The following is a 12666-nucleotide window of genomic DNA, read 5'->3' on the forward strand; positions in this document are numbered from 1 at the left end:
ACGCTTCCTCAAGCAAAAGAAAAACTTTTCTTGTTTTAGTTATTAGACGTTGTTCCGTTTTTCTATTCATGATAAAATAAATCCTAGTTTGAATAAGAAAGAGGTTAACTTGATGAAAATCGTCATTTTGTTACTTGTTGCCTATTTATTAGGTTCGATTCCCTCAGGTGTTTGGATTGGCAAACTTTTCTTTAAAAAAGATATACGCCAATTTGGGAGTGGGAATACAGGAACAACCAATACATTTCGTGTCTTAGGGAAACCTGCCGGAATCACGGTATTATTAATGGATATCTTGAAAGGAACGTTAGCCACTTCATTACCCTATTTGTTTGGTTTACAAGGCGTGAACCCACTCTTCTTTGGGGTAGCAGCTGTTTTAGGGCATACCTTCCCTATTTTTGCCAATTTCAAAGGTGGTAAAGCCGTAGCCACTAGCGCTGGCATGTTATTAGCATACAGCCCCACATTTTTTATTTATTCTGCTCTTATTTTTGTGATTTGTCTGTATCTAACCAGTATGGTGAGTTTAACAAGTATGATTAGCGCTGTACTAATTACACTTTCTACTATTATTTTGCCTTTCACTGTCCCAGCTATTTTACCAACATTTAACTGGTTATTAACCGTGATTGCGATTGCTTTGACTACTTTTATCTTTGTCCGTCATCGTGAAAACATTCAGCGAATTAAAAATGGAACAGAAAGTCGCCTTTCTTTTGGCTTACGTGCAAAAAAATAAAGAAAAAGGCTGTGAACAAATAATGTTCACAGCCTTTTTCTTTATTTTACACTAATCATATACTGTGTTTTAAATAGTTCGTTAGCTGGTAACTTATTGATGCCAAATTTTTCAGCGAGTTGGCCAGTTGCGTCGACAGCATCAGCAATCCCGCACCAAGGTTCGATACAGACAAAAGGCGCTTCTTTCGGTGTCGGTGACCAAATCCCCACAAAAGGCATTTCTGGATAACTCAAAGTGACTTGATGGTCACTTTCGTCTGTGGCAATCGTAATTGCTGTTTGACCTTTTGTTTCAAAAATCATTGCATCATTTTCAAATAATTGATGCGTTAAGTCAAAGCTGGTATTCGTTTGGGCTAGCGTTTTATTCGCTAAATCAATAAACGGGCCTGCTAAGGGAATTTGTGTCCGTGATTTTTTAGGTGAAAAACTTAGATAATAATCTTCAAACGTTAGTGAAGATTCTAAAGGTACATTAAAGGCTGGATGACCACCAATCCCAAAATACATCTCTTCTTTCCCTGTGTTTTCTACTTGGTAGTTTACAGTCAATTCTTGATGTTCTAATGTATAAGTAATCACTAGTTCAAAATCAAAAGGATACTTCTTCTTGGTTTCTTTTGTTGATTTTAGTGAAAAAGAAACTTCTTCTCCACCTTTTTCAATCACATCAAATACTTGATCACGAGCAAAACCATGTTGAGTTAAATGATACGCTTGATTTTGGTACATATACGTATCTTCTTTTAGACGACCGACAATCGGAAAAAGTACGGGCGCATGGCGGGCCCAAAATTCAGGATTTCCTTGCCAAATATATTCAATGCCGGTTTCTTTTGATTGTAAACTTACTAATTCTGCTCCTTCTTCAGCAAATGTTGCGATTAGAAATTCATTTTCAATTTGTACAGTCATTGCGTTGTCCTCCTAGTTGATACGAGCAATTGCTTATTTTTCCAACTCTTTAATAAATTGTTGATTTAATACTTTTAAATAAGTCCCTTTCATACCAAGAGAACGTGATTCAATAATTCCAGCTGATTCTAATTTTCTTAAGGCATTCACAATTACGGAACGAGTAATGCCTATTTCGTCTGCAATACTTGAAGCAGTTAAACGACCTTCTTCGCCATCTAAGGCTTCAAAAATGGCATGGACGGCTTTTAATTCACTATAGGAAAGAGTGTTGATGGCCATTTGCACGGCAGTCGCACTGCGAACTTCTGCTTCAATTGTTCTGGATTGATGATACAAAATTTGCATGCCGACAACGGTCGCACTATATTCAGCTAACACTAAATCATCCTCGTTAAAGGATTTTTCAACACGCGCTAAAATAATCGTACCCAAGCGTTTGCCAGCACCGTACAAAGGCACAATAGTGGTTAACCCAAACGGATACAGCTCTCGTGATTCAAAAGGAAATGCAGTTAAATCACTGTCTATTGGAATATTGGCTTCGGTTACTTTGAGCATATCCACGGCCTCGGTGTATCCTTGAGGAAATTTTTTCTCTTTAAACATATTTTTGATACGGGCATTATTAACATCTAATTTTTCAGTATACCCCAACAAATCCCCTGAACTGCTAATAATATACGCATTACTTTCTAAAATATCCCCTAAAATCATTGCCATTTTGTTGTACGGAAGTTCTGCTTGTACGTCAAACAGATTGTTTTTTTGCAAAAGCTCGTTCACTTGACGTGTTTTTTCTAATAATGTAGCCATCTTTTCTCCTCCAGCCTTTTTTATAAGATGTAACGACTTAAATCTTCATTTTGAACAATGTCATTCAATTTTTCATTGACATATGCTTCGGTAATCGTAATTTCACCCATTTGCATATCTGGTGCTTCATATAATAAATCTTCTAATAAACGTTCTAAAATTGTGTGTAAACGACGCGCCCCAATATTATCTGTATCACGGTTTACATCATAAGCGATGTGTGCTAACCGTTCAATTGCTTCTTTGGTAAAGATGACTGAAACATTTTCTGTGCCAATTAATGCTACATATTGTTTAATTAAAGCATTGTTTGGCTCAGTTAAGATACTTACGAAGTCATCCGCCGTTAAATCATCTAATTCAACTCGAATTGGGAAGCGGCCTTGTAATTCTGGAATCAAGTCACTTGGTTTTGACAAGTGGAAAGCACCTGAAGCGATAAATAAAATGTGATCCGTTTGTAAAGGACCATACTTCGTGTTAACTTGGGAGCCTTCAACAATCGGCAAAATGTCTCTTTGTACTCCTTCACGAGAGACTTCGCCCGAATTTTGTTGACTTTTAGAGGTGATTTTATCAATCTCATCGATAAAAATAATTCCGCTTGATTCAGCTAAACGAATCGCTTCACTATGGATATCAGCGTCATTTACAATTTTTGCTGATTCTTCTTTCACTAATAATTCTTGTGCTTCTTTCACCGTTACAGTACGTTCGATTTTTTTCTTTGGTGACAGAGCGCCTAACGTTTCATTTAAGTCGATACCCATTTGTTCTAGGCCATTGTTCATAGCTGGCATCGTTTTCTTCGGTTCTTCAATTTCAATTGTTACTTCACGATTATCTAATAGACCTTTTTCCAGCTGTTCCAAAATTGTTCGGCGATTCGTTCGAATATCTTCCGTTACTTCTTCTTGTGCTTCTTGCTGTTGCTGAGCCATGTTAAACATGTTCATCATTTGTTCAAATTGATTACCGCCAGCCTGTTTTTGTTCTTTTTTAATTCCAGGCACTAATACTTTGACTAAACGTTGATTGGCCTTTTTTAACGCTTGCGCATACACGCGACTGTATTGTTGTTTTTCAACAATTTGGATCGCATTTTCTACTAAATCCCGAACCATTGATTCGACATCCCGACCGACATAGCCTACTTCTGTAAATTTGGTTGCTTCAACTTTTACAAAAGGCGCATTGACAATTTTTGCGAGACGACGAGCAATCTCAGTTTTACCAACACCTGTTGGTCCAATCATTAGTAAGTTTTTAGGCGTAATATCTTGTTGCATATTTTCTTCTAATTGCAAGCGACGATAGCGGTTACGTAAAGCTACCGCCACTGATTTTTTGGCAGCTTGCTGTCCAACAATATATTGATCTAGTTCTTTGACTATTTCTTTTGGTGTTTTGTTTAATTCATTCATGGATTTTCCCTCGCTTATAATTCTTCTACAATGATATTATGATTCGTAAATACACAGATATCTGCAGCAATATTTAAGGCATTTTTAGCAATCTCTTTCGCTGGCATTTCTTTATCGCCAAAGTTTTTCATGGCTCTTGCAGCGGACAAAGCAAAATTACCGCCTGAACCAATTGCTAAAATACCATCGTCTGGTGTGATGACTTCCCCAGTTCCTGAAACTAAGAGCATTTCTTCCTTATTCATCACAATCAGCATAGCTTCTAATTTTTGCATAGACTGTTGTGTACGCCACTCTTGGGCTAACTCAACCGCAGCTCTCGTTAAGTTTCCGTTGTATTCATTTAATTTTCCTTCAAACTTTTCTTCTAATGTAAAGGCATCTGCCACACTTCCTGCAAAACCGACAACGACTTCATCATTGTAAATACGGCGCACTTTTTTGGCCGTACCTTTCATAACGACAGATTCGCCCATTGTTACTTGACCATCACCAGCCATTGCAAATTTTCCATCTTTTTCGACTGCACAAATTGTTGTAGAGTGAAATTGTGATTCAACCATTATTGTTCCTCCTAGACGTTTACCTCCATTATGCACGAGGATGAAACGTTCGATAATTTTTTTGTAAACTTTCTTTTGTCACATGCGCATATATCTGAGTTGTTGATAAATTAGCATGTCCTAATAATTCTTGAACTGTCCGCATATCGGCGCCATTATTTAATAAGTGTGTCGCAAATGTATGGCGTAACATGTGGGGATGAATTTCCGCATTTAATGAACTTTTTTTAATTAGTTGGTTTAAGACATATTCAATCCCTGTTGGCGTGATTTGTTCACCATGATGATTAACAAAGACATACGGATGTTTTTTTTGATATTTTGTCATTAATAGCGCGCGGCCATTCTCTAAGTAATCCTTTAAGGCGTCTTGTGCAAATGAACCAAAAGGCACATAGCGATCTTTATTTCCTTTTCCGTGAACCAATAAAACAGAAGCTTGAAAGTCAACTGCGTCCACCGTTAAGTTCGCACATTCACTGACCCGAATACCAGTCCCATACAGAACTTCTAGCAACGCTTGATTTCTCAAATCAAGCGGTTGCTCCCCTTGTGCGCTCTCAAATAATGCATCCATTTCTTTTTCATAAAAAAAACGGGGCAACCGTAACTGTTTCTTTTTCATATGAACATAGGAAAAAGGATTCTCTTGGATTGCTTCATTTTTTAATAAGAATTGATAAAAAGAACGCAAACTGGCAATTTTTCGACTAATCGAATTACGGCTATATTCCTGATCGTATAATTCGCTCAAATAAGCCCGAACATCCAAATGTTCCACAGTCAAATAATTGTCATTACCTGAAGTCTTTAAAAACGAAAAAAAATGTTGTATATCTTCTTGATATGCTTTTTTTGTTTTTTCTGAATAGCCTCTTTCGACAATAAGATAACGAGCAAATAACTCAGGCCAATTCTTTTCTTCCATGTGATAGCCCTCCTCATTCGATTACAAAGTAACTTTAGCATAACCTTTTTCAAAAGACAATTAAGTTGTCAGAATTTAATCAATATTTCTAAATATGTTCACAATTTTAACTATTCTTTAGCTTTTGTTATTTTTTTCTAAAAATTAAAAGACTGAGTATCATCGCATTTCTTAGCAATGATGCTCGGTCTTTTCTCATATTTTTTCTAATTTAGTCTAAAGATTGGATAACTTGAGCTTGGACATCTAAGGCCCGATTAGCAATTGCTTCATAGCGTTCTTTTTTGTCACGAATTCGTTCAGGTAACTCTGGGAAAAGCCCAAAGTTTGCATTCATTGGTTGGAAATGTTTGCCTTCTGCATGTGTAATATAATAAGCCATACTTCCTAAAGTCGTTTCGCGAGGGAATTCAATCGGCTCTTCCCCTTTGGCAAGACGAGCTGCGTTAATACCTGCGAGTAAACCACTTGCCGCGCTTTCAACATATCCTTCAACACCAGTCATTTGTCCAGCAAAAAACAGGTCGTCACGTTTTTTTGATTGGTAGGTTGGTTTTAGCAACTCTGGAGAATTCATAAAACTATTACGATGCATGACGCCATAGCGAACAAATTCAGCATTTTCTAATCCCGGAATCATACGGAATACTCGTTTTTGTTCGCCCCATTTTAAATGCGTTTGGAAACCAACAATATTGTATAAAGAAGCTGCAGCATTGTCTTGACGTAATTGAATTACAGCATAAGGGCGTTTACCTGTTTTAGGGTCTTCTAGTCCGACAGGTTTCATTGGGCCAAACAACATGGTTTTAATGCCACGTTGCGCCATTACTTCGATGGGCATACAGCCTTCGAAAAACTTCTCTTTTTCAAACGTGCGTAAAGGAACCACTTCTGCATTGACTAGTGCTTCATGAAACGCATTGAATTCTTCTTCAGTCATCGGACAGTTTAAGTAAGCCGCTTCTCCCTTGTTATAACGAGATTTTAAATAAACTTTATCCATGTCAATTGTTGATTTATCAATAATTGGTGCTGCTGCATCGTAAAAATAAAAGCCTTCAGAACCATTAAATTCTTGAATTTTTTGAGATAAGCTTTCAGAGGTTAAGGGACCCGTTGCAATAATTACAATCCCTTCCGGAATATCGGTGATCTCTTCATTTTTGATTGTAATTAATGGATGACTTTTAATTTTTTCAGTGATTGTTTCAGAAAAAGAATCACGGTCAACTGCTAAGGCGCCGCCAGCTGGTACAGCGGTTTGATCTGCACTACCAATAATGATTGAATTTAAACGGCGCATTTCTTCTTTCAAAACACCTACCGCATTGGTTAAACTATTTCCACGTAATGAATTAGAACAAACTAACTCTGCAAAATTTTCTGTTTGATGCGCTGGTGTCTTTTTGACAGGGCGCATTTCATATAAATCAACTGGTACGCCAGCATTGGCCACTTGCCATGCCGCTTCACTTCCGGCTAAACCGGCACCAATAATTGTGACTTTTTTTGTCATGTATAAAAATTCCTTTCTATGTCAAGAAGTTAAGAGCTGTCTCTTACAAACTCAATTCATTTTACTAAAAGAGAAGACCGAAGTAAATTCTTCGGTCTCAATTTTTCTTATTTTTGGACGTTTTCTTCATAATCGCCATTGATACAAACGACTTGTTTGCCGCCTTTAACTTTTTTTTCTACTAAATATTGCCCACATTTTGGACATGGTCGGCCTACTGGTTTGTCCCAAGAAGTGAAGTCACACTCTGGGTACCGACTACAGCCATAGAAAATCCGATTTTTCTTTGATTTGCGTTCGATAACTTGTCCTTCGTGACACACAGGACACGTCACGCCAATTTCTTTAACGATCGCTTTTGTATTCCGACAATCTGGGAAATTACTACATGCATAAAATTTTCCGTAGCGACCCAGTTTAATCACCATTGGATGTCCACATAGTTCGCAGTCAAAGCCTGCTGGTTCATCTTTAATTTGGATTTTTTCAATCTTTTCTTCGGCATTTGTTAATTCTTTTTCGAAGGGCTTGTAGAAGCGATCGACAACTTCAACCCATTTTTCTTGGCCTTCACCGACTTTATCTAGGTCCGTTTCCATTGTCGCTGTAAAATGTGTATCGACAATTTGTGGGAAAAACTCTGAAACTAGAGAATTCACAATTTCACCTAATTCCGTTGGTTCAAACCGTTTATTGGTTAGCTTCACGTAATAACGCCGTTGAATGGTTTCTAATGTTGGCGCATACGTTGATGGTCGGCCCACACCATTTTCTTCTAAAGTCCGGATTAACGTGGCTTCACTAAAACGAGCCGGTGGTTGAGTAAAGTGTTGTTTCGGTTCGATATCGACCGATTTAACAACGTCACCTTCCACTAATTCAGGTAAAATATTTTCCTTGTCTTCTTTACCATCATCGCGTCCTTCAACGTATACTTGCATAAACCCTTTAAATTTCACTTTGGAGCCATTGGCAATAAACGTTACGCCGTTTTGTTGAAGCGTGACCTTCATGGTATCTAAAATCGCTGGTGTCATTTGACTAGCAACAAAGCGCGACCAAATAAGAGTATATAATTTTAATTGATCTTTATCTAAATACTTCTTCATTTCATCAGGTGTTCTTAAAACGCTTGACGGACGAACCGCTTCATGGGCATCTTGTGCACCTTGCGTATTTTTTGCTTTGCGGCCGCCATGTGCTGAGAACTCATCTCCGTAGGTCTTTTCAATGAATTCAGCAGCTTCTGCTTTGGCGGAATCGGCAATTCTGGTTGAGTCTGTACGCATGTAGGTAATCAGCCCCACAGTGCCTTGTTTCCCTAAAGCAATTCCCTCATACAATTGTTGCGCAACCATCATGGTTTTACGGGTACGGAAATTTAATTTACGTGCCGCTTCTTGTTGTAAACTACTGGTTGTAAAAGGTAATGCAGGATTACGTTTCCGTTCTTTTTTCTCAACTTTTGTAACATCGTAATCTTTACCGTCAATTCGAGAAGTGATTTCTTTCACCGCTTCTGCATTTGGTAATTTTTTCTTTTTACCATCTACGCCCCAGAAATTTGCTTTGAATTTCTTGCGACCTTTTTGGAAATTCCCATCAATGCTCCAATATTCTTCAGGTTTAAATTCTCGAATTTCATTTTCTCGATCAATAATCATTTTTAAAGCAACAGATTGCACACGACCAGCACTCAAACCTTTTTTGACTTTACGCCATAAAATAGGACTAATCGAGTATCCAACTAAACGGTCTAAAATGCGCCGTGCTTGTTGTGCATCAACTAAATCAACGTTGATGGTTCTAGGTTCTTTAAATGCCGCTTTTACCGCTTCTTTAGTGATCTCATTGAATACCACACGGTTTTTATCTTTTAAATCAAGGCCAAGAAGATAAGCTAAATGCCAAGCAATTGCTTCACCTTCTCGGTCCGGATCGGCTGCGAGATAGACTTTTTCAGCTTTTTTTGCAGCCGCTTTTAAACTTTTGATGACATCGCCTTTTCCGCGAATCGAAATATAATGAGGTTCATAATTATTTTCAATATCAATCCCCATTTTACTTTTTGGTAAATCGCGAATGTGACCAACACTGGCAACCACCTTGTAGTTTCTTCCTAGATATTTTTCAATTGTTTTGGCTTTGGCAGGTGATTCTACAATCACGAGATACTTATAGGCCATTCAATTAGCTCCTTTCGCGTTCGCTTTCCTACTATATAATATATGTAAAAAACGCACAAATCGTAATACATCATATGCTATATAGAACAGGTTTGTCAAGACTAGGCTTTCTAACATTTCTGTCATTTCTGTTTGACTGTCCGAATTTATAAATAAAAAATGCCTATGATTTATAGATTTTATCCTAAAGCATTAAAATACCTATAACATTCCAAACAAAATGAGTCAAGACAGCAGCTTCAAAGCGACCCGTGCGTAGATAGACCCAACTTAAAGCTAAACCCATGCCCCAATAAATAACAAAACTACCTATATCTGTCGGCGTGTGCACAAGTGCAAATAAAATAGAAGAAACGAGTATGCCTATTTTTGAAGCTGGCTTGAAAAACGCTTGAATCCCGACACGAAAAATTCCCTCTTCGAAAATTGGCCCAATCACACCTGCAAAAATAAGTATAAGCCCTTTAGGAATGGCTTGGACAATTTCTTCAACACTTTGTTGGTTAGAGGTCGTCTCTAGTCCTTCCAGACGTAATAAGAAATCACCAAGTATTCCCACACAAAAGATTATCACCAAACCTAACAAGACCACTGGCAAGGTTTCTTTGATTCCTAAAAAAGTCCAAGTTATGAGCTTTTTCTTTTTCAAAAAAGCAACAAATAGATAGACGAAATAGGCACCAAGTCCAACAGCCACTAATCCACTAACAAAGCGAAACCAAAAATTTTCTGTAGAAAATTGAACAACTGAGACCATCATCAAAGGAATTTGATCCAAAATCAAAAAGCCCAGTAGCTGCATACCAAACAACCATCTTTTTCTAACAACCGTTTCCATTTAGACACTCCTAACTACCAACCAAAAGATTAAAATCTGATTAAATAGTACCGAAGTGAACGTAGGTTGTCAATTCACAATTAGTAAAAGTCACAATTCTTCACAAATATCATCAATTGTCTGAACACATTTAGCGCCGTCCTGAATTAATTCATGGCAGCCTGTTGAAAAAGACTGGAAAATACTTCCCGGTACGGCAAATACCTCGCGCCCGTAATCCATCGCCGCTTGTGCAGTAATTAAAGAGCCACTATTCTTACGAGCTTCCATCACGCAGACCCCTAAAGATAATCCAGCAATAATGCGATTACGTGCAGGAAAATGATATTTTTTCGGCCCACTCCCATTCACATATTCTGTTAAAACAAGCTGATTCTGCTTCATAGTTTGCTGTAATTCTTTCTTTTCATACGGATAATATACATCTAATCCAGTGCCTAAAATTCCAATTGTCTGACCCCCGTTCTGGATGGCCATCTCATGGCTACGACTATCAATGCCTTTGGCAAGACCACTGACGATTGTGAATCCTTCTTTGACTATTTTAGGAACCAGAGCTTCAGTCACTCTTAACCCATACGAAGTGGCATAGCGAGCGCCGACGATGCCAATTTTCCTTCTACTTAACAATTGTAAATTTCCTCTATAAAAAAGAATTGCTGGTGGATTATAAATTTCTCGTAATAATTTAGGATAGACGGCATCTAAAATTGTCATAAATTGGTGTTGGCATTGTCGTATATATAACGCTTCACTATGAATCGTATGGTGTAACCAAGATTGTTCAAATAATTCACGATATTTCTTGATTTCAGCAATTCTAATAATTTCTGTACTGGAAAAATCAACACGCTTTTGTGCGATAGCTTCTTGTAACACTTTTAAGATACCTAAATTGCCAATTCCTTGGCATACCGCTAATTTAAATAATAATTGTCGTTGTAAAATTTCCAACAAAAAACACCTCTTTCACATCTTCTTAAAATAAGAATACGTAAAAAAAGTGTTTTATTTTTAAATCATATCTTTTATTGGCGCAAACGTACGTCGATGAATGGGTGTTACACCGTATTTTTCTAACCCGAGAAGATGTTCTTTTGTTCCATAGCCTGCATTGTTTTTAAATCCATATCCAGGATATAATTCATCATATTCTTCCATTAATCGATCTCTTGTTACTTTTGCAATAATACTGGCTGCTGCAATCGAAATGGAGCGTGCATCCCCTTTAATCAAACTTTCTTGTGGTTGGGGAACGTCTAACTGCATTGCATCAATTAATAAATAATCTGGTGCAAAAGCTAAATCGTCAATTGCCATTTTCATCGCTTGTTTAGTTGCTTGATAAATATTAATTTGATCAATGACTCCTTGATCAGCGATACCTAACCCGATAGCGACAGCCTGTTCTTGAATCTGGTTATATAACGTTTCCCGTTTTTTAGCAGATAGTTTTTTTGAATCATTTAAGCCTAATAACTGACAATCTTTCGGTAAAATAACTGCAGCTGTCACAACAGGGCCAGCTAATGGTCCGCGGCCTACTTCATCAATTCCTGCAATTAAACGATGGCCTTTTTTATAGGCCGCTTCCTCAAATTGACTCATTTCTTTAAAAAGTTGCCACTCTTTTTCTTTGGCTAACTGGCGACGTTCCCATTGTTTGATCGCTTGTTGCACTCCTGAACGTTCATCTTCTCGCCAGCTTGCTAATCGTTCATCGGTTGCATCAGTGACAGTTAACAACGCTTCTTTGATTGCCTGAATCGACTCTTTTGCCATGTTATTCGTCTCCTAGTTCTTCCCAGCGGTCCAAAGTATACGTACCTAATTTTCCACTGCGAATTTCTAAAATAATCATTTCGCTGGCTCGATTATAATCATCTCTAAAACCACGTTTTTGGCTAATTAACATCAATTGTTCTGGGGCAGGTAAAAATAGCTCTTCCTCTGTTAAACCATATCGTTCCGTCAAACGTTGCGGATAAAAACGTGCAAAAAATTCTAATCCATAAATCGCCAAATCATCTAAATGCAATAATTGATCTTTTATAGCGCCAGTTAAAGCTAATTTTTTCCCAATTTCCTCATCTTCAAATTTTGGCCAGAGAATTCCTGGTGTATCCAGTAATTCCAATTGGGAACCAGAGCGTAACCATTGTTGTCCTTTTGTCACGCCTGGCTTGTTCCCAGTTTGCGCAATTTTTTTTCCGACTAAACGATTCATTAAGGTTGACTTACCAACATTGGGGATCCCAATACACATAGCGCGAATCGCACGCGGTTTCAAGCCTTTCGCCTGTTCACGAGCCAATTTTTCTTTTAACGCTTCCTTGGCTGCTGGCACAATTTTATTGATTCCTTTATTTTGTTGGGCATTGATGACTAGGGTTTGGTACCCTTTCTTTTGAAAGTAATGTTGCCATTTTTTATTTTGGTCGTTATCTGCTAAGTCCCCTTTATTTAAAAGGACTAATCGTGGTTTTTGTTGGACAATTTGGTCCATCATTGGGTTACGGGAAGAAAGCGGTAACCGCGCATCAACTAGTTCAAATACAATATCGACATATTTGATTTTTTCCGAAACTTCTCTTCTTGCTTTGGCCATATGGCCGGGAAACCATTGAATGGTCATAATCTGTTCAAATCCCTTCTTTAACACATTGTTTCTTTGATTCAATTCTTCAACGAGTCCTGTGTTCCGCGTAGATTCTTGCGAAAAAACACCTTCTC

Annotated in this window: 12 protein-coding genes; 1 reads left to right on the plus strand and 11 read right to left on the minus strand. The window is 37.8% G+C overall.

Features of this window, described 5'->3' with window-relative positions:
* Positions 1-112: 112 nt before the first annotated feature.
* Positions 113-742, plus strand: a complete 630-nt coding sequence (plsY, locus tag IGK82_RS06900) for a glycerol-3-phosphate 1-O-acyltransferase PlsY (RefSeq protein ID WP_002360243.1) — start codon at positions 113-115, stop codon at positions 740-742.
* A gap of 41 nt (positions 743-783) precedes the next feature.
* Here the strand turns inward: plsY and IGK82_RS06905 are convergent, their stop codons facing one another.
* The 11 genes from IGK82_RS06905 to ylqF all read right to left on the minus strand — a co-directional run bounded on the left by IGK82_RS06905 (position 784) and on the right by ylqF (position 12568).
* Positions 784-1659: an aldose 1-epimerase family protein gene (locus IGK82_RS06905; RefSeq protein ID WP_002363997.1), complete on the minus strand. Its 876-nt coding sequence runs from the start codon at positions 1657-1659 to the stop codon at positions 784-786.
* 33 nt (positions 1660-1692) lie between these two features.
* Entirely contained in the window at positions 1693-2475 is a 783-nt protein-coding gene (codY, locus tag IGK82_RS06910; RefSeq protein WP_002357492.1) for a GTP-sensing pleiotropic transcriptional regulator CodY, read from the minus strand.
* 20 nt (positions 2476-2495) lie between these two features.
* Positions 2496-3899 carry an ATP-dependent protease ATPase subunit HslU gene (gene hslU / locus IGK82_RS06915; RefSeq protein ID WP_002360239.1) on the minus strand — a complete coding sequence of 468 codons (1404 nt, stop codon included), beginning with the start codon at positions 3897-3899 and terminating at the stop codon, positions 2496-2498.
* Between the two features lie 14 nt (positions 3900-3913).
* Positions 3914-4462, minus strand: coding sequence for an HslVU peptidase proteolytic subunit (hslV, locus tag IGK82_RS06920; protein ID WP_002357489.1), 549 nt, complete (start codon positions 4460-4462; stop codon positions 3914-3916).
* A gap of 28 nt (positions 4463-4490) precedes the next feature.
* Positions 4491-5390 (minus strand): tyrosine recombinase XerC, encoded by a 900-nt coding sequence (gene xerC / locus IGK82_RS06925; protein WP_002357488.1) that lies wholly within the window; start codon positions 5388-5390, stop codon positions 4491-4493.
* A gap of 211 nt (positions 5391-5601) precedes the next feature.
* Entirely contained in the window at positions 5602-6909 is a 1308-nt protein-coding gene (gene trmFO / locus IGK82_RS06930) for an FADH(2)-oxidizing methylenetetrahydrofolate--tRNA-(uracil(54)-C(5))-methyltransferase TrmFO (protein ID WP_002357486.1), read from the minus strand.
* A gap of 107 nt (positions 6910-7016) precedes the next feature.
* Positions 7017-9095, minus strand: coding sequence for a type I DNA topoisomerase (gene topA / locus IGK82_RS06935; protein ID WP_002357484.1), 2079 nt, complete (start codon positions 9093-9095; stop codon positions 7017-7019).
* A 184-nt stretch (positions 9096-9279) separates the two neighbouring features.
* The gene (locus tag IGK82_RS06940) at positions 9280-9933 is read right to left on the minus strand and encodes a CPBP family intramembrane glutamic endopeptidase (RefSeq protein ID WP_002407055.1); all 654 of its coding nucleotides are present in this window, start codon (positions 9931-9933) and stop codon (positions 9280-9282) included.
* Positions 9934-10023: 90 nt separating this feature from the next.
* Positions 10024-10887, minus strand: a complete 864-nt coding sequence (gene dprA, locus IGK82_RS06945) for a DNA-processing protein DprA (protein WP_002382350.1) — start codon at positions 10885-10887, stop codon at positions 10024-10026.
* 60 nt (positions 10888-10947) lie between these two features.
* A complete protein-coding gene (locus IGK82_RS06950) occupies positions 10948-11715 on the minus strand; it encodes a ribonuclease HII (protein WP_002357481.1) in 768 nt (255 codons plus the stop codon).
* A 1-nt stretch (position 11716) separates the two neighbouring features.
* The gene (gene ylqF / locus IGK82_RS06955; RefSeq protein ID WP_002357480.1) at positions 11717-12568 is read right to left on the minus strand and encodes a ribosome biogenesis GTPase YlqF; all 852 of its coding nucleotides are present in this window, start codon (positions 12566-12568) and stop codon (positions 11717-11719) included.
* Positions 12569-12666: the final 98 nt, after the last annotated feature.

It is taken from the genome of Enterococcus sp. AZ197, from assembly GCF_050556405.1.
GTDB lineage: Bacteria > Bacillota > Bacilli > Lactobacillales > Enterococcaceae > Enterococcus > Enterococcus faecalis.

Bases quoted from the DNA above. Each gene is read 5' to 3' on its own strand.
- hslU (WP_002360239.1), bottom strand. From the start codon at position 3,899: ATGAATGAATTAAACAAAACACCAAAAGAAATAGTCAAAGAACTAGAT.
- topA (WP_002357484.1), bottom strand. From the start codon at position 9,095: ATGGCCTATAAGTATCTCGTGATTGTAGAATCACCTGCCAAAGCCAAA.
- ylqF (WP_002357480.1), bottom strand. From the start codon at position 12,568: ATGACCATTCAATGGTTTCCCGGCCATATGGCCAAAGCAAGAAGAGAA.
- xerC (WP_002357488.1), bottom strand. From the start codon at position 5,390: ATGGAAGAAAAGAATTGGCCTGAGTTATTTGCTCGTTATCTTATTGTC.
- IGK82_RS06905 (WP_002363997.1), bottom strand. From the start codon at position 1,659: ATGACTGTACAAATTGAAAATGAATTTCTAATCGCAACATTTGCTGAA.
- hslV (WP_002357489.1), bottom strand. From the start codon at position 4,462: ATGGTTGAATCACAATTTCACTCTACAACAATTTGTGCAGTCGAAAAA.
- IGK82_RS06950 (WP_002357481.1), bottom strand. From the start codon at position 11,715: ATGGCAAAAGAGTCGATTCAGGCAATCAAAGAAGCGTTGTTAACTGTC.
- IGK82_RS06940 (WP_002407055.1), bottom strand. From the start codon at position 9,933: ATGGAAACGGTTGTTAGAAAAAGATGGTTGTTTGGTATGCAGCTACTG.
- codY (WP_002357492.1), bottom strand. From the start codon at position 2,475: ATGGCTACATTATTAGAAAAAACACGTCAAGTGAACGAGCTTTTGCAA.
- plsY (WP_002360243.1), top strand. From the start codon at position 113: ATGAAAATCGTCATTTTGTTACTTGTTGCCTATTTATTAGGTTCGATT.
- trmFO (WP_002357486.1), bottom strand. From the start codon at position 6,909: ATGACAAAAAAAGTCACAATTATTGGTGCCGGTTTAGCCGGAAGTGAA.